This is a genomic window from Streptomyces sp. NBC_01116 (assembly GCF_041435495.1).
Lineage (GTDB): Bacteria > Actinomycetota > Actinomycetes > Streptomycetales > Streptomycetaceae > Streptomyces.
The window spans coordinates 2,156,186-2,174,721 of record NZ_CP108644.1 but is presented as its reverse complement, the minus strand read 5'-3'; the positions used below and the strand labels follow the sequence as shown (position 1 = coordinate 2,174,721).

Here is an 18,536-nt window from a genome sequence, read left to right as displayed (position 1 = left end):
GGGCCGTGTCCGATTCCTAGATTCGAAGCGTCCCGATCACTTACCCGACGCTTACCTCCGGGGGAGAAACGCATGAGGCGCAATCTCGCCGCACGCATCGGCGTGTGGAGCACCCACCATCGCAGGACGGCCGTACTCGGCTGGCTGCTCTTCGTCGTGCTCGCCACGGGCATCGGCGGGGCCACCGGCATGGTCGAGATGACCGACGCGGAGAACGGCGCGGGCGAGTCCGCCCGCGCCGAGCAGATCCTCCTCGACGCCGGACTCGACAAGCCCGCGGGCGAACTCGTCATGGTCTCCGCCCCCGCCGCCGGCGACTGGAAGCCGGCCGCCGACGCCCTCGCCGACGCCCTGCGGGAGACCGGCGAAGCACAGAACATCGCCCCGCCCGTCGCCTCCGAGGACGGCAAGGACGCCCTGATCGCCTTCGAGATGAAGGGCGAGGCCGCCACCTCCTCCGATCGCGTCCAACCCGTCCTGGACGCGGTCGCCGCCGTGGGCGAGGACCACCCGGGCGCCGAGATCCACCAGTTCGGCGAGGCCAGCGCGGGCAAGTGGCTCGGCGACCTGCTGGCCGAGGACTTCAGGAAGGCCGAGTTCACCGCCGTACCCCTGGCCCTCGGCATCCTCCTCGTCGCCTTCGGCGCGGTCGTCGCCGCCCTGCTCCCGGTCGGGCTCGCCCTCACCGCGTGCATGGCCGCCTTCGGCCTCCTGTCCATCGCCAGCCACCAACTGCACCTGTTCCAGACCACGTACTCGGTGATGTTCCTGATGGGCTTCGCCGTCGGCGTCGACTACTGCCTCTTCTACCTGCGCCGCGAACGCGACGAACGCGCCGCCGGACGGGACGCCGAGACCGCCCTGCGCATCGCGGCCGCCACCAGCGGCCGGGCGGTGCTCGTCTCCGGCCTCACCGTGATGGTCGCGATGGGCGGCATGTTCCTCTCCGGGCTCCTGCTGTTCAAGGGCTTCGCGCTCGCCACGATCATCGTCGTGTTCATCGCCATGCTCGGCTCGGTCACCGTCCTGCCCGCCCTGCTCTCCTGGCTCGGCGACCGGATCGACGCGGGCCGCGTCCCGCTGCTGAACCGCCGTGCCCAGCACGGCCGGGCCGGCAGCGGCCGCATCGTCGGCCGGGTCCTGGGCCCCGTACTCGCCCGGCCCCGCGCCTTCGCCGTCGCCGCCGTCGTCCTGCTGCTCGCCCTCGCCGCGCCCGCCCTCGGCATGAAGACCGAATCGCTCGGCCTGGAGAAGCAGTTCGGCTCCGACTCGCAGCTCTCCATCGCCCACAGCCGCATCACCGAGAGCTTCCCCGGCGGCCCCGCCCCCGCCCTCGTCGTCGTCACCGCGCCCGACATCGCCGCCCCCGGGGTGACCGCGGCCCTCGACGGATTCGAGGACGTCACCGTCCACCGCGCCGAGAACGTCGCCGAGATCGAGATCCCCCTCCCGGGCGGCACCGCCGACCTCACCGAACTGCGCGAGAAGCGCCTGCCCGCCGCGTTCGACGGCACCGGGGCGAAGACCCACGTCACCGGGGAGACCGCCGGATCGGTCGACTTCAACGACCAGCTCCGGCGCGGCATCGTCCCGGTCTTCGCCTTCATCACGGCGGTCACCTTCCTGCTGATGCTGTTCTGCTTCCGCAGCTACGTCATCGCCGTGACGTCCATCGTCCTCAACCTGCTCTCGGTGGCCGCCTCCTACGGTGTGATGACCGCCGTCTTCCAGCACGGCTGGGGCGCGTCGCTCATCGGCTCGGAGGGGGTCGGCGCGATCGAGGCGTGGATGCCGCTGTTCGTCCTCGTCGTCCTGTTCGGCCTGTCGATGGACTACCACGTGTTCGTCGTCTCCCGGATCCGGGAGGCGCGCGGCGGCGGCCTGGACAACCGGGCCGCGATCGAGACCGGCATCCGGCGCACCGCCGGGGCGGTCACCGGAGCGGCGGCCATCATGGTGGCGGTGTTCGCGGTGTTCGGCACCCTGTCCATGCAGGACATGCAGCAGATGGGCGTCGGCCTCGCGGTCGCGGTGCTGCTGGACGCCACCGTCGTACGGATGGTGCTGCTGCCCTCCGTGATGCTGCTTCTGGGCGAGCGCAACTGGCGCACCCCGCGCGGCCTTTCGCGCCTGCCGGGCCTGGAGGAGGAGAACCATGAGGGATATGGCGAGCAGGCCGCACCGGTGAGCACCTCCGCCCCGGTGAGTCCCCCCGCTCCGGCGGGCCGGAGGCTCTGAGACGCCCGGACGGCCCCGGACCACGGTGAGGAGGAACCGTGGTCCGGGGCCGCCGGACGTTCCGGGTGGGCCGAGCGGGTCAGGGCGTGTACTTGTACCCGACCCGCCGGACCGTCTGGATCGAACGGCGGTACTCCGCACCGAGCTTGCGGCGCAGCCGGGCGACATGGACGTCGACGGTGCGCCCGTCGCCCACGTGCCCGTATCCCCACACCGTCGTCACCAACTGGTCGCGGGTGTGCACCCGGTGCGGATGCGCCACCAGATGGGACAGCAGCTCGAACTCCAGGTACGTGAGGTCGAGGGCGACGCCGTCGACCGAAGCCGTACGCCGGGTGGCGTCGATCCGGACCGGACCGGCGGGCGCCCCCTCGTCGGCCGCCCGGTCGGGCTCCGGCTGCTGGGGGAACGGCGAGCCGCCCGGCCGGAGCCGGGAGGCCGCGACGGCTCCCGCGAGCGCCGGCTGCTGGTCGGCCGGCACGAGCACCAGGTAGCCGATCATCGGCGGCTGACCGGGCAGGGTGGGCAGGGTGTGCTGCGGGGCGGGCAGCCAGGTGGCCCCGGGCGGGAGGAAGTCCGCCACGTCGGCCGGTGCGGCGACCTCGTCACGGTCGACCGCGCGCAGCCGGTGCCGGTTCGGGTGGGCGGGGAGGGAGCGGGCGGTGGGACGGGCCGCAGCGGCCGCCGGGGGCGCCGCGGTGGCGGCGGACGCGGCGGAGAAGGGACGGGTGTTCGCCATGAGGGTCAGCTCTTTCGCGCGAGGAGTCGTCAGGGACGGACTTGCGTCGTGCGCGCGGACCGAAGGCCGGGGTGAGCGGCTTTAGTGGGCCTGCGCGTTCCACGCGCGGCAACACACCCGGTCGAAATCATGGTGCTGACGGGAAGGCCAGAACGGTTCGAGGTCGCTGCGACCCGACGCGATGTGCTGGTAGCTGGCCATGTGCTCCATTGAAGCAGACATCGCGGCCGTGCATCAGACTCCTCTCACCCGTCGATACGGACCCTTTGCGTAACCTTCCTCACGCCCGGCCGTACGCCCGGCCTCATGCCCGGCCGTCACCGCCCACGCGGAAGGGGCCCGCCGGCGAACCGGCGGGCCCCTCGTCACGTGGTCGGCGTCGGGATCAGACCTGGCCGGCCTTCTCCAGCGCGGTGCAGCAGGTGTCGACCATCAGCCGTGTGACGACGTACGGGTCGACGTTGGCGTTGGGCCGGCGGTCCTCGATGTAACCCTTCCGGTCCTGCTCGACCTGCCACGGGATACGGACCGAGGCGCCGCGGTTGGAGACGCCGTAGCTGTACTCGTTCCACGGGGCGGTCTCGTGCAGGCCGGTGAGCCGGTCGTCGATGCCCGCGCCGTAGTTCTTCACGTGGTCCAGCGGCTTGGAGCCCTCGCCCAGCGACTCGCACGCGGTGATGATCGCGTCGTAGCCCTCGCGCATGGCGCGGGTGGAGAAGTTGGTGTGCGCGCCGGCTCCGTTCCAGTCGCCCTTGACCGGCTTCGGGTCCAGGGTGGCGGACACGTCGAAGTCCTCGGCGGTGCGGTAGAGCAGCCAACGGGCCACCCACAGCTGGTCGGAGACCTCCAGCGGGGACAGCGGGCCCACCTGGAACTCCCACTGGCCGGGCATGACCTCGGCGTTGATGCCGGAGATGCCGAGCCCCGCCGTCAGGCAGTTGTCGAGGTGCTTCTCCACGATGTCGCGGCCGAAGATCTCGTCAGCGCCGACGCCGCAGTAGTAGCCGCCCTGCGCGGCCGGGAAGCCGCCCTCGGGGAAGCCGAGCGGCCGGTGGCCGTCGAAGAAGGTGTACTCCTGCTCGATGCCGAAGATCGGGTCCTGGCCCGCGAACCGCTCGGCGAGCGGGCGCAGCGCGGCACGCGTGTTGGACTCGTGAGGCGTCATGTCGATGTTGAAGACCTCGCACAGGACGAGGATGTCCGCGCCGCCGCGGATCGGGTCCGGACAGGTGAAGACGGGCTTCAGCACCCGGTCGGACGCGTGGCCCTCGGCCTGGTTGGTGCTGGAGCCGTCGAAGCCCCAGATGGGCAGATCCGCCACGTCTCCCGACGGAGCACCGTCCATGATCTTCGTCTTGGAGCGAAGCTTGGCGGTCGGCTCGGTGCCGTCGATCCAGATGTACTCAGCCTTGAACGTCACGGACGCCATCCTTTGCGGGTGCAGCGGTCTATGCGGCGCAGCTTGGCAAGACGCGATTTCCCGTCCGTTGCCCTGATGTGAACCCCGTGTTACCGAGGTTTCCTTCGTTGGAGGAGAGCCGCGTCGGGACCGTCGTCCGCCGCTCGTCGAATCCCTCCGCGTCGTATACGGGGTTCACGTGCACCACTGTCCGCCGCGCCCGGCACACTGGCTCCATGGACTCAGCTCCCGGCACCACCGCACCCCTGCGCATCGGCCTCCTCGGCACCGGCCCCTGGGCACGCGAGACCCAGGCCCCCGCGCTGGCCGCCCATCCCGGCGTCGAGCTGAGCGGGGTGTGGGGCCGCCGGGCCGAGGCGGCCGACGCCCTCGCCGCCGCCCACGGCACTCGCGCGTACACGGGCGAGACGGGCATCGACGCGCTGCTGGAGGCGAGCGACGCGGTGGCCTTCGCGCTGCCGCCGGACGTCCAGGCCCCGCTCGCGGTCCGGGCCGCGGAGGCGGGCTGCCACCTCCTGATGGACAAGCCGGTCGCCACGACGGTGGAGGGGGCCCGTGCGGTCGCCGTGGCGGCGGAGAAGGCGACAGTGGCCTCGGTCGTCTTCTGCACGCTCCGGTTCGCGCCCGAGACCGCCGCGTGGATCGCCGAACAGGCCGCGGCGGGCGGCTGGTTCACCGCCCGCGCCCAGTGGCTGGGATCGCTCTACGCCGAGGGTTCGACCAGCGAGTACGCGGACTCCCCGTGGCGGCGCGAGAAGGGCGGCCTGTGGGACGTCGGCCCGCACGCGCTCTCCGTGCTGATCCCGGTCCTGGGCGACGTCGAGCACCTGACCGCCGCCCCGGGGCCGTCCGGCACCACCCACCTGATCCTGCGCCACACCTCCGGCGCCTCCAGCACGGTGACCCTCGGGCTGGGCGCCCCGCCCGGCGCTGCGGGCGTCGAGATCGAGTTCCGGGGCGAGCGGGGCACGGCGTCGGCCCCCGGCTGGGACGGCGCCCGGACCGCGTTCCGGGGGGCGGTGGACGCCCTGGCCGAAGCGGTACGCACGGGGGTGCCGCACGCCTGCGACGCGCGGTTCGGCCTCCGCCTCACGGAGCTGCTGGTGGCGGCGGAGACGCAGGCGCGGGCGGACTGACCGGCAAAGACGCGGGCACACCGGACTGACCGGCGGAGACACGGGCGCGGGCGGACTGACCGGATAGAGACGCAGGCGCGGGCCGGCTGACCGGTAAAGACGCGGGCACACCGGACTGACCGGCGGAGACACGGGCGCGGGCGGACTGACCGGATAGAGACGTAGGCGCGGGCCGGCTGACCGGCAAGGCCACGGGCGCTGGCGCAGCCGGGCCGACCGGCGGGGGCGCGGGTCTCGGCCGTGCTGCACCCCGCGCCCCCGTCGGCTCACCCCGGCGGCAGGGCCCGGCACAGGGCCTCCAACGCCTCCGGGTAGGCGGACTCGGCGGGCGTCGCGTACCCGACGACGAGCCCGTCCCGGAGGTCCTCCGCCTGCCCCGCCCGGCCCGCGCCCGGGTGCAGGTAGTCGGCGAGGCCCTCCACCGCCAGCCCCTGCCAGGCCGCCGCCCGGACCGCCGAACGCTCGGTGCCGGGCGGCAGCTCCAGCACCGCGTGCAGACCGGCCGCGATCCCGGTGACCCGGACGTGCGGGGCCCGCCGCTCCAGGGCCGTCACCAGCTGGTCCCGGCGGCGGCGGTGGCGCTGCCGCATCCGGCGGACCTGCCGGTCGTACGCCCCCGACTCGACGAAGTCCGCGAGCGTCAGCTGCTCGGTGGCGCTGGAGAACTGCTCCCGCTCGCCCTTCGCCGCGACGACGGGGCCGACGAGCCGCTGCGGCAGCACCAGCCAGCCGATCCGGAGGGCGGGGGACAGGCTCTTGCTCACCGACCCGACCAGCACCACGTGCTCGGGGTCGAGCCCCTGGACGGCGCCCACGGGCTGGCGGTCGTAGCGGAACTCCCCGTCGTAGTCGTCCTCCACGACGAGCCCGCCGGTGGCCCGGGCCCAGTCGACGACGGCCGCCCGCCGCGCGGGGTGCAGCGGCCCGCCGGTGGGGAACTGGTGGGCGGGCGTGAGGAGTACGGCACGGTCGTGGCGGGTGAGCCCGTCGACCCGGGCGCCGTCCGCGTCCACGCCGAGCGGCCGGGTGCCGACGCCGTGGGAGGCGAGCAGCGCGCGGTGGAAGGGCAGGCCGTACCCCTCCGCCGCCCAGGGACCGCCCACCACCTCCGCCAGCAGCCGCAGCCCGTGCGCCGCCCCCGAGCACACCACGATCCGCTCCGGCGCGGCCCGCACCCCGCGCACCCGGGCCAGATAACCGGCCAGGGCCCGCCGCAGCTCGGGCCGCCCGTGCGGATCGCCGGGCCCGAACGCGTCGTCGGGGGCGGCGGCGAGAGCGCGCCGCGCCGAGGCCAGCCAGGCGGTGCGCGGGAAGACCGAGGGGTCCGGCTGCCCCTGGACCAGGTCAAGGACCGGGCGGGCGGCGCGCTCGGGGGTGCGCGGCCGGTGGACGGGGGTGACCGGGACGGCCCGCTCGGCGACCCGCGTCCCCGAGCCCTGCCGGGCGGCCAGCCATCCCTCCGCGACCAGCTCGGCGTACGCGTCGGCGACGGTGTTGCGGGCGAGGCCCAGATCGGCGGCGAGGGAACGGTAGGGCGGCAGCCGGGCGCCGGGGGCGAGCCGTCCGCTGCGCACGGCCTCGCGCAGCGCCGCCATCAGCAGGGCCCGGCGGTTGCCCGTGCCGGAGAGTTCCAGCGGCAGATCGCTGCCCAGGATCTCCGCCGAATTGACCCATGAATCCGTCATCGAAATGCACCCCGTACCCAGTCGCCTGTCGCCCTAGATTCGTACCCATGACGACGACGGAGATCAAGACGAACGACCGCACCACCACCCCGGCCACCACCGTCCGGAGCAACAGCGCCACCGGCCGGCTCGACTTCGCGAAGAGCGCCCCGAAGGTCTTCCGGGCCGTGATCGGCCTGGACGCGGCGGCCCGCGCGGGCCTGGACCCGACGCTGGTCGAGCTGGTCCAGATCCGCGCCTCGCACCTGAACCGCTGCGCGTACTGCCTGCACATGCACACCACGGACGCGCGCAAGGCGGGCGAGAGCGAGGAGCGCCTGCACATGGTCGCGGTGTGGCAGGAGGCGGACCACTTCTTCACCGGGCGGGAGCAGGCCGCCCTGGCCCTCACGGACGCGGTCACCCGGATCGGGGACGCCGGCGTACCGGACGAGGTCTACGACCGGGCGGCGGCCCACTTCGACGAGGAGGAGCTGGCCCACCTGCTGGCCCTGATCCTCACGATCAACACCTGGAACCGCATCGCCCTGGCCACCGCCAGGCGCGCGGGCACGGACGAACGCTGACGCCGTGCCGCTGGAAGCCGGGGCGGCGGCCGGGATCAACCGCCGCCCGGACGCGTTCCTGGACCGGCTGCCGGGCGGCTCCCGGCGCGGGGACGGCGTCCGCTACCGCCCCAACGCGTCCCGCACCGCTTCCTCGCTCCGCGCCACCACGGCCGTACCGTCCTCGGCGGTGATGATCGGCCGCTGGATCAGCTTCGGGTGCTCCGACAGCGCGACGATCCACCGCTCCCGCGAGCCGGCCTCCCGCGGCCAGTCCTTCAGCCCCAGCTCCTTCGCCGCCGCCTCCCGCGTCCGCGTGATGTCCCAGGGCTCCAGACCGAGCCGGTCCAGCACGGCCCGGATCTCCTCGGGCGAGGGCACGTCCTCCAAGTAGCGGCGGACGGTGTACTCGGCCCCTTCCGCGTCGAGCAGGGTGAGCGCGCCGCGGCACTTCGAACAGGCCGGATTGATCCAGATCTCCATGGGGCCGAGGTTACGCGAGGGACTGCCGAAATAGGCTCTGGCCAGGGGCGATTGTCAGTGGGGGGCAGTAAAATGGAGGGAGTTCGTGAGGGTTCCACCACGCTGCCAGGAGGATGCCGAATGGCTGTTGCCACGGTCACGACCGAGCCGCTCGACCGACAGCTCCCGATGCCCTTCCACCCGCCGCTCCCCACCCCGCCGCCGAAGAAGCGACTGCCCGCGGGCCGCCCCCGCGAGTGGTACGTCTCCCACAACCGCCGGCTCAAGGCCATGCGCCTGGCCATCGCCCTGCTCGACAGCGGGGTCTACCAGCCCTCCAGCGCCGGCAACCACCGGATAAGGATCACGGCCGAGCGTCTGGGCATCCACCCGCCGTCCGACACCACCTGCCGCATGGTCCGCGCCCTGATCCGCTACGGACGCTGACCGGACCAGCTCCGGACCCGAGTGGACCGGACCGGCGTAGACCGGACCGGACCGCCGATCGACCTGTACCTCCGGCCTGTTCGTCGGGCCGGAGGTCGCGGGTGTCCCCGGTCGGGGCGGCCCGTGTCGGTCGGACGGCGGTGCGGCCGGGGTGCGTCAGAGGTGGCGCCGGGGTGCGTCAGAGGTGGCGCCCCATCACCTCGGACAGGCGCGTCAGCTCGTCGCCACCGTGGCCCAGGCCGATCGCGCGGCGGGTCAGGCCCTCCGCGGCACGCATGACGCTCGCGTCGATGCCGTGGGCCTCGGAGGCGTGGACGGCACCGAGCACGGGGGCTCCTGACACATCGCACCTCCTCGGTCGTCCGTCGTGCCGGCCGTCCCCCTCGGACCGCCCGGCCCCGCGCTCACAGGTTCTCCCGCGGGCCGCGAGCCGCCAAGTACCCACAAAAAGGTGGCTACTCTCCGGAGGGCGGGACACTCAGGCCTGGTCGCCCTTGCGCGGGCGCAGCATGACGGCCGCCACGGCCGCCGTGACGACCAGGCCGAGCGTCGCGGTCGCCGCCACCGCGGCGAAGCCGCGGTCGTAGGCGTGGCGGGCGGCGGCCAGCACGGCGTCCGCGGTCGCCGGCGGCAGGTGCGCCATGAGTTCCTGGGCCGAGGTGAACGACTCTCCCACCGTCTCCTGCCGGCCGGCGCCGAGGCCGGGCACCGTCGGGACGGCGGTGCCGTACACGAGGGTCATGACGCTGCCGAGGACCGCGACGCCGAGGCCCGCGCCGAGTTCGAAGGAGGTCTCCTGGACGGCGGCGGCCTCCCCCGAGCGTTCGGGCCGGGCCGCGCCCATGATGACGTCGGCGCCCAGCGTCATCACGATGCCCGCGCCGAATCCCGCGACGAGCAGGGCCGGGAGCAGTGTTCCGTACCGGCCCGGGTCGCCGAGGACGGCGATGACCGCGTACGCGAGGGCGAACAGCAGCAGCGCCGCGGTGAGCGTCACGCGGTTGCCCCAACGGCTCGCCGACGCGGGCGCGGTGACGGCGCCGACGGCGTTGGCCGCGGCCAACGGCATCAGGGCGAGTCCGGCGTGCAGGGGCTGGTAGCCGCCCACCTGCTGGAGCCACTGGGTGAGGAAGAACAGCAGGGCGACGTAGCCGCCGAAACAGCCGATCACGCAGAGGACGGCGGCGGAGAAGCGCCGCTCGGAGAAGAGCGAGAGGTCCAACAGTGGTTCTTCCAGGCGTTGTTGACGGCGCACGAAGAGGAGCAGCAGTGCCGTGCCGCCGAGCGCCGTGACCAGGAAGGCGCCGTTGATCCCCGCGTGTTCGCCGGCCTGCTTCAGGGCGTACACGACACCGGCCAGGCCGACGACGGAGAGCACCACGCTCAGCAGGTCCCAGCGTCGGGGCACGGGGTTCCTCGACTCCGGGATCACGCGCGCCCCCACGACGAGGAGGACGGCGGCGACGGGCACGTTCACCAGGAAGACGGCCCCCCAGCCCCACCGTTCGGAGACCAGCCCGCCGATCAGCGGCCCGACCGTCGCCCCGACGCTGTGCGCGGAGGTCCACACACCGATCGCGAAGGCCCGCTCGCGGCTGTCGGTGAAGGTGACCCTGATGATCGCCACCGTCGAAGCCATGATCATCGCCGCGCTGACGCCCAGGGCCGCGCGTGCGGGGATGAGTTGCGCGGTGCTCACCGCGAAGGAGCACGCCAGCGAGGACAGCCCGAAGGCGAGAAGGCCGCTGAGCACCATCCGGCGCCGGCCGATCCGGTCGCCCAGGGTTCCGCAGGTGACCAGCGTGGCGGCGAGCGCCAGGGAGTACACGTCGACGATCCACAGCACCTGCGCCGCACCGGGCCGGAGGTCCCGGCTCACGCTCGGCATGGCGACGTGCAGCACGGTGAGGTCGACCCCGGACAGGAAGAGGCTGCCCGCCACCACGACCAGCACCGCCCACCGGCGCCGTGACGAGGAGGGCGGCCGGCCGGTCTCCGCCGCCGGGCCTTCCGCTGCGGGCGCTTGACTGTTCGGCATGCGGCCAGTCCAGTGGGTACCCACACATGGTGCAAGTACGGTCTTTTCTGTCCCCTACTGCCTGTTCGTATACCGATGGAGGTCAGCGGTGCGCACGACGACCAAGGAGAACCCGGAGTACTGCGCGGTCGAGTCCGCCATGGAGGTGCTCGGGGGCCGCTGGAAGCTGGCCATCCTCAAGACGCTCGTTCCGGGGACTCTGCGCTTCGGCGAGATCCGGCGCGCGCTCCCGGCCATCACCCAGCGCATGCTGACCCGCCAGCTCCGGGAGCTGGAGGCCGACGGTCTGGTGACGCGGACGGTGTACCGGGAAGTCCCGCCGCGTGTGGAGTACACCCTGACCGACGCCGGGCAGCGGCTGGACGCGATCATGGACCAGCTCGACACCTGGGGCCGGTGGTACCAGGAGACGGTCCACCGGCCGGAGTCGGCCGCGGACGTGCCCTGAGACCCGAGGACGGCTGTCCCACCGGGGCCGACAAACGCCTCGAACACCGTGCCGGTTCCCTCTACTGTGACCGGGTGACAACCCAGGTGATCGTGCTCAACGGCGGCTCCAGCTCCGGCAAGTCCGGCATCGTCCGCTGCCTCCAGGCGGAACTGCCGGACCCGTGGCTCGCCGCCGCGATCGACGCTTTCGTCGATGCGATGCCCGCGTCCCTGCGCACGTCGGACGCGGGCATCGCGTTCGCCGAGGACGGCGGCGTGAGCGTCGGGCCGGAGTTCCGGAAGCTGGAGGCCGCGTGGCGCGAGGGTGTCGCGGCGATGGTCCGGGCGGGCGCCCGGGTCATCGTCGACGACGTGTTCCTCGGCGGCCCCGCCTCCCAGGAACCGTGGCGGAGGGCGCTGGCCGGACTGGACGTGCTGTGGGTCGGCGTCCGGTGCTCGGGCGCGGTCGCCGAGGCCCGCGAGACCGCCCGGGGGGACCGCCCCCGGGGCATGGCGGCGGCGCAGGCGGAGACGGTCCACCGGGGCGTGGTGTACGACCTGGAGGTGGACACCACGCACGCGGAGTCCCTGGCCTGCGCGAGAACGATCGCCGCCCACCTCACGTGACCGGCCCGGTCGGCCCGGCCCCACCTCACCCGCACATACCGGCCCCGCACCACCGCACCCGTACACACCGCACCCGTACACACCGGCCCGCGCACGGGCCGCCGAAACAGTGGAGAGCGATGACCGACCTGTGGACCGGCGAGCGAGTACGCCTGCGAGGCGTCGAACCGCAGGACTGGGAGGGCTTCCGGGCCCTGGCCCTGCACACCGTGGACGCCCGCAACGCCGATGTGGTCGAGCCGCCCCGCTCGGACGAGAGCTTCCGCGCCTGGGCCACCGAGCGCGCCGGCCGCCCTCCGAACCCGGCCGCGTACCAACTGGTCATCGAGACCCGCTTCGAGCACGCCTTCGTCGGAGCGGTGTCGGTCGGCGAGACGGACGCCCGGGCGGGCCGCTTCCGTACGGGCATCGAGGTCACCCGGGAACACCGCCGCCAGGGGTACGCGGCCGAGGCCTCCGAACTGGTCCTCACCTACATGTTCGCCGAACAGCGCAGCCACAAGTGCGAGGTGGAGGTCTACGCCTTCAACGACGCCTCCCTGGCCCTCTACCGCAAGCTCGGCTTCGTGGAGGAGGGGCGCCTGCGCCAGCACGAGTTCTTCGCGGGCGCGTACCACGACGTGGTCCTGCTGGGCATCACGGCGGACGAGTACTGGGCGGGGCGGGCGCGGCCTTCGCTGCGGTGAGGGCGGGTGGGGCGACCCGGTCCTGACGAGGGCCGCCCCCGAGCCGGATCCCGCGCGACTGATGGCCGTGGTGGTAGGTGAGCAGCCGGGGCGGCGGTTTGGGGAGGAAGGACGTGGTCTTCTCCGGGACGCGCACGCCCTGGGCGGCCAGCCGCCAGATGTCGTCCTCGGTGGGCGGGGCCAGCAGGACGAGCGTGCCGGAGGCGACGGAGCCGGGTTCGCCGTCGCCGTCGTGCAGATGGCGGACCGGCCGGGCCCCGGCGGGCGGACGCCAGACCCCCTCGATGAACAGGCACTGCAACACCGCCGCGTCCAGCCGCCGCCAGGCGCCGGGACGCCCGGCCAGCGCGCGGAGCAGGGGTTCCGGGCGCGGCCGGGTGAGGGAGTAGCGGCGGCCGTCCCCGACGAGGATCAGCTCCCCGGGCCGCGGGGGCCGGCGCGTCGCCGGGTCCAGCTCCGCCACGTCCGCCACGTCGGCGGCCCGCGCCGCGGCCTCCCGGGGCGTCAGGTCCGGCAGGTAGCGGTGGATGGCCCGCAGCCCGAGCGGGGTGCGGGCGCTGTCGACGACGAGGGCCGGCAGCCGGTCCCAGGGCCCGGGGCGCCCGCCGCGCCGCCGCCGCAGCTCCCACGCCGCGGCGTACCGGTGGTGGCCGTCCGCGATCAGGACGCTGCGGGTAGCCAGATCCGCGGCCAGTTCCCGCTGCTGCCCCGGATCGTGCAGCCGCCACAGGGTGTGCCGGATTCCGTCCGCCCCGGTCACGACGGTGTCCGGGGCCGACGCGGTGGCCCGCCGCAGCACCGCGTCGGTGGCCGGGGCGTCGCGGCAGACCAGCAGGACCGGCTCGGGATTGCCGCCGACGAGCGCGGTGATCCGGTGCTGGGCCCGCACCTTGGCGGCCAGCACGTGCTCGTGCGGCAGCACCGCGGCGTGCGAGGCCGCCAGGTCCAGCGCACCGACCACCCCGCGCTGGAGCAGCGCGTCACCGCGGTGCTGCTCCAGCACGTAGAAGGCGGGTGTGCGGTCGCGGGACAGGGCGGAGGCCGAGCGCCGGATGCCCCGGAAGGGGTGCAGGACCGTGCCGGGCGGGACCGCCCCGCCCGCCGGGCCGGGGGCGGCGCGGTGCGTCGGCCGTGCGGGCGGGCTCGGATGCGTGCTCACGTCAGGGACGCCCGCGTCGCTGTCCGCGCAGTGCGGTGAACGCGTCGTCGATGTGCTTCAGCACGCTCGCCACGTGCGGCAGGCCGAGCGGGTCGTCGGACGCCAGTGCCTCCTCCTGCTCCTCGGCGGTGTCGCCGTACAGCATGCTGGTGGCCGCCTTGAAGCGCAGGGCGCCCTCGTCGTCGCCGAGGTGGTGTCCGGCCAGGACCAGCACGCCGTACGCGTCCAGGAGATGGCGCTGGAGGGAGGGGGAGTCGGTGACGCCGAGCGTGGCCAGCCGCTCCCGGAGCGGCTCGAAGTCGGGGTAGACGTAGAACCCTCCGGTGGGCGGGCGGCAGAGCGCCCCGGCGGCGGTGACGATCCGGTGGACCTCCCGGGCCAGCACCCCGTGCAGCCGGGCACAGGCGGCGAGCCGGGCGCGGATCTCCGGGGGCTCGTCGAAGGCGTACGCCGCGACCTCCTGCATCGGGCCGGCCAGGGTCGACCAGACCTCGCTGGCCACCGAGACCACGCCGTCGCGGATCCGCTCGCCCCACGCGTCGCCCGGCAGCCGGCAGGCGCCGATCCGCCAGCCCCCCAGCGCCAGGGACTTGGAGAGGCCGGTGGTGACGACCGTGCGGTGCGGGGCCACTTCCGCCGGGCTGAGGAACGGGGTGGCCGGATCGTGCACGATGTCCCGGTAGATCTCGTCCGAGACGATGACGAGGTCCAGCTCCTCGGCGACCGCGCAGAGCTCGCGCACCAGCTCCGGCGGGGCGAGGGTGCCCGTCGGGTTGTCCGGCAGGGTCAGGATCACGGTGCGCGGGTCACCTCCCGACGCACGGGCGGCGCGGACGGTCTCGCGCAGGGCGACCGGGTCGGGCACGCCGCCGCACACGGCCGGGATCGGCACGCCGTACGCCTTCCGGCCCGCGAGCCGGGCCTGCGGCGCGTAGGAGTTCCAGGCCGGGCGGGGCAGCAGCACATCGCCGGGCAGCACGTGCTGAAGGGCCATCAGCAGGGGTTTGCTGCCGGGGCCGACGACGATCTGGTCGGCGGTGGTGGGCAGCCCGCGCCGCTCGAAGTAGCCGGCGAGGGCACGGCGGACGTCGGGGCTTCCGGCCACCGGGCCGTAGGCGTTGCGGTGCGCGCCGCGGGCCAGGGCTTCGGCGAGGGGGCCGAAGGCGGGCAGCCGCGACTCGCCGAAGCCCAGGTGCACGATGTCCTCGCCGGCCGCGCGGCGTTCGGCCACCAGCTGGTTGAGGGCGAGGTTGGGCGAGGTGCGCCAGGCCGGTGTCTCAGGCATGGACCAGCTCCTGCTCCAGGATCCGCGCGTCCAGGTCCGCGGAGAAGGGGAGCGGCGAGCCCTTGACGGCCGCGGCGATGTCGGCCGGGGTGTCGGCGGCGAGCCGGAGGTCGTCCAGCCAGGCGGCGCTGTCCGAGTAGTGCGCGCGGAACGGGCGGCCCACGAGCCGGGGGTCGCGGGCCTGGAGCAACCGCAGCTGGAAGAAGCGGCCCTGCGCCGTCTCCTCGACCCCGTCGACCAGGACCTTCCCGGGCGTGGCGGACATGACGGGCCCCCGCACGGTGCGTGCCAGACCGGGGAGCGTGCGGTAGGCGGTGCGGAAGATCTCGTGCGCACGGGCGAGCGGCACCTTGAAGTAGTCGTACGGGCCGGTGTCCCGCTCCACGAACGTGTAGTAGGGCACGGCGCCGACGGCCAGTTCGGCCCGCCACAGGGCGCTCCACGCCTCCGCGTCGTCGTTGACGTGCGCGACCATGGGCGCCTGGCAGTAGGCGAGCGCGCCGGTGGAACGGATCCGGGCCACGGCCCGGCGCGCCGTCTCGGACTCCAGCTCGCGCGGGTGCGTGAAGTGCATCATGACGGCGAGGTTGCGGCCGGAGGCGACGACCTGCTCGAACAGCCGCAGGACCTCGTCGGCGTCCGCGTCGGTGGTGAAGCGCTGCGGCCAGTACGCGACGGACTTCGTGCCGATCCGCACGGTGCGCACGGTGTCCACGGCGAGCAGCGGCTCCAGGTGGCTGCGGAGCCGGTCCGTCGACATGATCATCGGGTCGCCGCCGGTCACCAGGACGTCGTCCACCTCGGGGTGGTGGCCCAGGTACTCGACGAGACCGCCGGGGTCGGGGGCGGCGAAGCGGAGGTCGGCGTCGCCGACGAACTGGGCCCAGCGGAAGCAGTAGGTGCAGTAGGAGTGGCAGGTCTGGCCCTGGCCGGGGAAGTACAGGACCGTCTCGCGGTACTTGTGCTGGATGCCGGGGACCTGGTCGCCGTCGAGGGTCGGTACGTTGAGCTGCTTCTGGCCGGAGGGGTGCGGGTTGAGCCCGCTGCGGATCTGCTGCACGGCCAGGCGCAGCTCCTTCTTGCGGGTGGGGTCGTCGACGAGAGGGGCCAGCCGCTGCTCGTCCTCGCCCGTCAGCATGCCGCTCTGCGGGAACACCATCTGGAAGATCGGGTCGTCCGGAACATTGTCCCAGTCGACGAGTTCCGACAGGACGTATTCGTTGACGCGGAAGGGCAGCACGCTCGACAGGACGCGGATGGAACGAGCGATGTTCCCGGGGATTCCGAACCGGTCGGCGATTTCGTCGACATGGCGTGCACCGAATGCTCGGAAGCGCTCTTTTTCCCATACGGTGGGGGATATCGAGGGCATGCGACTTCCTCCTGCTGGGGTGGTGAGAAGGTTGGTGACTTATCCACCCTAGAAGCCGGCGGCCGACCACCGGTAGGAGAATCGGTGGTCGGCCGATAGGCGCTCGCGATGCCCGAATAACGAATCGCGCGGGGTTTCGCGCGGCGGGGCGTGCGAGACCTCGCGCGGAGCCCGCCCGAGGAGGTCAGGCGTTCGCGCCCTGCCGGTCCACCTCGGCCAGCGCCCTGGGCGTGACGGTCCGCAGGAACGGGACGATGATCACCAGGGTGGCGACGGTGAAGACCATGAAGGCGGCCCGGATGCCGAACCACTCGGCGAGCACGCCCACGAGTCCGGCCCCCACCGGCATGGCCCCCCAGCTGAAGAGGCGGGCCGCGGCGTTGTAGCGGCCGAGCATGCCGCCGTCGACGAGCCGCTGGCTGATGGTGCGGGAGTTGACCGTCCAGAGGATGCCGCCCATACCGCCGAGGAAGGCGCCGGTGGCGACGACCCACAGATCGGTGGAGAAGACGGGCGTGGCCACCATGGCGGCGGTGCCGAGCAGATCGGCGAACATCGACCACCGGCGGCCCAGCAGCCGGTTGATGGTGGTGACGGTGAGCGCGCCGAGCAGGCCGCCGGCGCCCAGAGCGCTGAGCAGGATGCCGTAACCGCGGGCGTCGAGGCCCATGTGGGCCGTGGCGATCAGCGGCATCAGGGCCAGCCAGGCACCCCAGCAGGCGGAGAGCACGGTCAGGGAGAGCGCCATCAGCCGCAGCAGACGCTGCTGCCACAGGAAGCGGACGCCCTCGGCGATGCGCTGGTTGACCGTGCCCGCCGGCTTGGCGTCGTCGCGCTGCGGCTTGAAGCGGCCGACCAGGAAGACCAGGATCGCCGTGCCGATCAGATAGCCCACACCGGTCCAGCCGAGCGCGATGCTCGCCCCGGCGGCGACGAGGAGGCCGCCGACGAAGGGGCCGCAGAACTCGTTGCACGCGGTCTCGGCCCCGGCCACCCAGGCGTTGGCCCGTTCCTGGCCCGCGCGCGGCACGGCGGCCGGCACGAGAGTGGCGGCCGAGGTCAGGGCGACCACCTCGGCGACGCCCAGGGCCAGGCCGGCCGCGTACAGGGCGGTGATGGTCACGGTGCCGGACGTGCTGAGGAGGAGCAGGACGCCCACGACGGCCATCCGCACGCCGTCCGCGAGCCACAGCAGCAGCCGCCGGTCGAAGCGGTCCACCAGCACGCCGACGTGCAGGGCCACCAGCAGCCAGGGGAGGGTCAGCGTGAGGCCGACGCCCGCCACCTGGGCGGGGGAGTCGGTCAGCCGGGTCGCCATCAGCGGCAGCACCACCTTGGTGACGCCGTCGGCGAGGTTGGTGATCGCGGTGAAGCTCACCAGGACGGCGGTGTTGCGCCCGCCTCGGTCCTTGCTCTCCGCGCCGTCAGGGCGGGGCCGCTCGTCGGTGGATGTGTCGACCGCCACGCTGCCGGACGGGTGGGTTGCCGGCGTCTCGTCCATGCCTAACCTCCGAAGGTCTTTAGGTGGTCAGTATGGCATTGATAGGCTGAGGCGACATCCACAACGGCGATTCACCTATCAAGATGATTCAATGGTCGATAGGCATCGTTGATCGGAAGTTGACCGGAAGGTGGCACGCCATGATCGAGACCCCTGTCGCCGCCCGGCTGATCGAGGAGTTCCTCAACACGGTCGACCTGGAGAGCGGCGAGGACGACGTCCAGGAGCCGGCCGACCTCGCCCGCTGGCTGGCCGGGCACCTGCCGACCGGGGACGAACCCCGCCTCACCGCCGCCGAGCACCGCGCCTTCCTCGACCTGCGGGCCGGCTTCCGCGAGGCGCTGGGCGAGACGGACCCGGTGGCCCCGCACCCGCTGGCGCTCGCCGACGCCGTGCTGGCCGAGGTGCCCGTCCTGGTCACGCTGACCGGAGCGCGCCCCGGCGGACAGGCCCTGGTCCCCGACCCCGCGCTGCCGCCCGCCCGGCGGGCGATGGCGCTGCTGGCCGTCGCCTGGGCGGAGCTGGTGCTGACCGGGCAGATCCACCGCCTCAAGAGGTGCGCGGAGCACACCTGCCGCGGCGCGTTCTGGGACGCGTCCAAGAACCACAGCCGCCGCTGGTGCTCGATGCGGCTGTGCGGCAACCGCACGAAGTCCCGGCGCTACACGGCCCGCATGCGCGACCAGTGACACCGCGTGCGCACGCGATCCTGAACGCATGCGTTGCGTATACGTACAGGCTCGCGTGCGCATGCGAAAACCATGACA

At 73.3% G+C, this 18,536-nt stretch carries 18 protein-coding genes; 8 read left to right on the top strand and 10 right to left on the bottom strand.

What is annotated here, in order from left to right; all coding sequences use genetic code 11:
* Positions 1-72 precede the first annotated feature (72 nt).
* Positions 73-2,238, top strand: a complete 2,166-nt coding sequence (locus OG245_RS09490; RefSeq protein ID WP_371623081.1) for an MMPL family transporter — start codon at positions 73-75, stop codon at positions 2,236-2,238.
* A 79-nt stretch (positions 2,239-2,317) separates the two neighbouring features.
* Here the strand turns inward: OG245_RS09490 and OG245_RS09485 are convergent, their stop codons facing one another.
* Together OG245_RS09485 and glnII are read right to left on the bottom strand one after the other, a co-directional pair.
* Complete coding sequence (locus OG245_RS09485) at positions 2,318-2,977, bottom strand: winged helix-turn-helix domain-containing protein (RefSeq protein WP_371623080.1); 660 nt, start codon at positions 2,975-2,977, stop codon at positions 2,318-2,320.
* Between the two features lie 385 nt (positions 2,978-3,362).
* A complete protein-coding gene (gene glnII / locus OG245_RS09480) occupies positions 3,363-4,397 on the bottom strand; it encodes a glutamine synthetase (RefSeq protein ID WP_371623079.1) in 1,035 nt (344 codons plus the stop codon).
* Between the two features lie 215 nt (positions 4,398-4,612).
* On the opposite strand from glnII, the gene OG245_RS09475 reads away from it, so the two are divergent.
* Positions 4,613-5,533: a Gfo/Idh/MocA family protein gene (locus OG245_RS09475; protein ID WP_371623078.1), complete on the top strand. Its 921-nt coding sequence runs from the start codon at positions 4,613-4,615 to the stop codon at positions 5,531-5,533.
* 266 nt (positions 5,534-5,799) lie between these two features.
* Here OG245_RS09475 and OG245_RS09470 read toward each other — a convergent pair whose 3' ends face one another.
* Positions 5,800-7,218: a PLP-dependent aminotransferase family protein gene (locus tag OG245_RS09470; protein ID WP_371623077.1), complete on the bottom strand. Its 1,419-nt coding sequence runs from the start codon at positions 7,216-7,218 to the stop codon at positions 5,800-5,802.
* Positions 7,219-7,265: 47 nt separating this feature from the next.
* On the opposite strand from OG245_RS09470, the gene OG245_RS09465 reads away from it, so the two are divergent.
* On the top strand, positions 7,266-7,784 hold the full coding sequence (locus OG245_RS09465; RefSeq protein ID WP_371623076.1) for a carboxymuconolactone decarboxylase family protein: 519 nt from the start codon (positions 7,266-7,268) through the stop codon (positions 7,782-7,784).
* Positions 7,785-7,886: 102 nt separating this feature from the next.
* Here OG245_RS09465 and OG245_RS09460 read toward each other — a convergent pair whose 3' ends face one another.
* Entirely contained in the window at positions 7,887-8,246 is a 360-nt protein-coding gene (locus OG245_RS09460; RefSeq protein ID WP_371623075.1) for an arsenate reductase family protein, read from the bottom strand.
* A 120-nt stretch (positions 8,247-8,366) separates the two neighbouring features.
* On the opposite strand from OG245_RS09460, the gene OG245_RS09455 reads away from it, so the two are divergent.
* The gene (locus OG245_RS09455) at positions 8,367-8,672 is read left to right on the top strand and encodes a hypothetical protein (protein WP_371623074.1); all 306 of its coding nucleotides are present in this window, start codon (positions 8,367-8,369) and stop codon (positions 8,670-8,672) included.
* A gap of 178 nt (positions 8,673-8,850) precedes the next feature.
* On the opposite strand, the gene OG245_RS09450 is transcribed toward OG245_RS09455, so the two are convergent.
* On the bottom strand, positions 8,851-9,117 hold the full coding sequence (locus OG245_RS09450; protein WP_371623073.1) for a hypothetical protein: 267 nt from the start codon (positions 9,115-9,117) through the stop codon (positions 8,851-8,853).
* Between the two features lie 33 nt (positions 9,118-9,150).
* Positions 9,151-10,710 (bottom strand): MFS transporter, encoded by a 1,560-nt coding sequence (locus tag OG245_RS09445; RefSeq protein ID WP_371623072.1) that lies wholly within the window; start codon positions 10,708-10,710, stop codon positions 9,151-9,153.
* 88 nt (positions 10,711-10,798) lie between these two features.
* Here OG245_RS09445 and OG245_RS09440 point away from each other — a divergent pair, with 88 nt between their 5' ends.
* The 3 genes from OG245_RS09440 (at position 10,799) to OG245_RS09430 (ending at position 12,452) form a co-directional block, all read left to right on the top strand.
* Positions 10,799-11,158, top strand: coding sequence for a winged helix-turn-helix transcriptional regulator (locus OG245_RS09440; protein WP_371623071.1), 360 nt, complete (start codon positions 10,799-10,801; stop codon positions 11,156-11,158).
* 74 nt (positions 11,159-11,232) lie between these two features.
* Positions 11,233-11,766, top strand: a complete 534-nt coding sequence (cpt, locus tag OG245_RS09435) for a chloramphenicol phosphotransferase CPT (protein ID WP_371623070.1) — start codon at positions 11,233-11,235, stop codon at positions 11,764-11,766.
* Between the two features lie 119 nt (positions 11,767-11,885).
* On the top strand, positions 11,886-12,452 hold the full coding sequence (locus OG245_RS09430) for a GNAT family N-acetyltransferase (RefSeq protein ID WP_371623069.1): 567 nt from the start codon (positions 11,886-11,888) through the stop codon (positions 12,450-12,452).
* Here OG245_RS09430 and OG245_RS09425 read toward each other — a convergent pair.
* The 4 genes from OG245_RS09425 to OG245_RS09410 all read right to left on the bottom strand — a co-directional run bounded on the left by OG245_RS09425 (position 12,403) and on the right by OG245_RS09410 (position 17,769).
* Positions 12,403-13,611, bottom strand: coding sequence for a DUF1015 family protein (locus OG245_RS09425; protein WP_371623068.1), 1,209 nt, complete (start codon positions 13,609-13,611; stop codon positions 12,403-12,405). The genes OG245_RS09430 and OG245_RS09425 overlap by 50 nt on opposite strands.
* A 1-nt stretch (position 13,612) precedes the next feature.
* Complete coding sequence (locus OG245_RS09420) at positions 13,613-14,896, bottom strand: pyridoxal phosphate-dependent aminotransferase (RefSeq protein WP_371623067.1); 1,284 nt, start codon at positions 14,894-14,896, stop codon at positions 13,613-13,615.
* The gene (locus OG245_RS09415) at positions 14,889-16,268 is read right to left on the bottom strand and encodes a KamA family radical SAM protein (protein WP_371623066.1); all 1,380 of its coding nucleotides are present in this window, start codon (positions 16,266-16,268) and stop codon (positions 14,889-14,891) included. Before OG245_RS09415 ends, OG245_RS09420 begins: the two co-directional genes overlap by 8 nt.
* A gap of 184 nt (positions 16,269-16,452) precedes the next feature.
* Positions 16,453-17,769 carry an MFS transporter gene (locus OG245_RS09410; protein ID WP_371623065.1) on the bottom strand — a complete coding sequence of 439 codons (1,317 nt, stop codon included), beginning with the start codon at positions 17,767-17,769 and terminating at the stop codon, positions 16,453-16,455.
* Between the two features lie 140 nt (positions 17,770-17,909).
* On the opposite strand from OG245_RS09410, the gene OG245_RS09405 reads away from it, so the two are divergent.
* The gene (locus OG245_RS09405; RefSeq protein WP_371623064.1) at positions 17,910-18,458 is read left to right on the top strand and encodes a CGNR zinc finger domain-containing protein; all 549 of its coding nucleotides are present in this window, start codon (positions 17,910-17,912) and stop codon (positions 18,456-18,458) included.
* Positions 18,459-18,536 lie beyond the last annotated feature (78 nt).

Bases quoted from the DNA above. Each gene is read 5' to 3' on its own strand.
- OG245_RS09490 (WP_371623081.1), top strand. From the start codon at position 73: ATGAGGCGCAATCTCGCCGCACGCATCGGCGTGTGGAGCACCCACCAT.
- OG245_RS09485 (WP_371623080.1), bottom strand. From the start codon at position 2,977: ATGGCGAACACCCGTCCCTTCTCCGCCGCGTCCGCCGCCACCGCGGCG.
- OG245_RS09475 (WP_371623078.1), top strand. From the start codon at position 4,613: ATGGACTCAGCTCCCGGCACCACCGCACCCCTGCGCATCGGCCTCCTC.
- OG245_RS09470 (WP_371623077.1), bottom strand. From the start codon at position 7,218: ATGACGGATTCATGGGTCAATTCGGCGGAGATCCTGGGCAGCGATCTG.
- OG245_RS09465 (WP_371623076.1), top strand. From the start codon at position 7,266: ATGACGACGACGGAGATCAAGACGAACGACCGCACCACCACCCCGGCC.
- OG245_RS09460 (WP_371623075.1), bottom strand. From the start codon at position 8,246: ATGGAGATCTGGATCAATCCGGCCTGTTCGAAGTGCCGCGGCGCGCTC.
- OG245_RS09455 (WP_371623074.1), top strand. From the start codon at position 8,367: ATGGCTGTTGCCACGGTCACGACCGAGCCGCTCGACCGACAGCTCCCG.
- OG245_RS09445 (WP_371623072.1), bottom strand. From the start codon at position 10,710: ATGCCGAACAGTCAAGCGCCCGCAGCGGAAGGCCCGGCGGCGGAGACC.
- OG245_RS09430 (WP_371623069.1), top strand. From the start codon at position 11,886: ATGACCGACCTGTGGACCGGCGAGCGAGTACGCCTGCGAGGCGTCGAA.
- OG245_RS09420 (WP_371623067.1), bottom strand. From the start codon at position 14,896: ATGCCTGAGACACCGGCCTGGCGCACCTCGCCCAACCTCGCCCTCAAC.
- OG245_RS09415 (WP_371623066.1), bottom strand. From the start codon at position 16,268: ATGCCCTCGATATCCCCCACCGTATGGGAAAAAGAGCGCTTCCGAGCA.
- OG245_RS09410 (WP_371623065.1), bottom strand. From the start codon at position 17,769: ATGGACGAGACGCCGGCAACCCACCCGTCCGGCAGCGTGGCGGTCGAC.
- OG245_RS09405 (WP_371623064.1), top strand. From the start codon at position 17,910: ATGATCGAGACCCCTGTCGCCGCCCGGCTGATCGAGGAGTTCCTCAAC.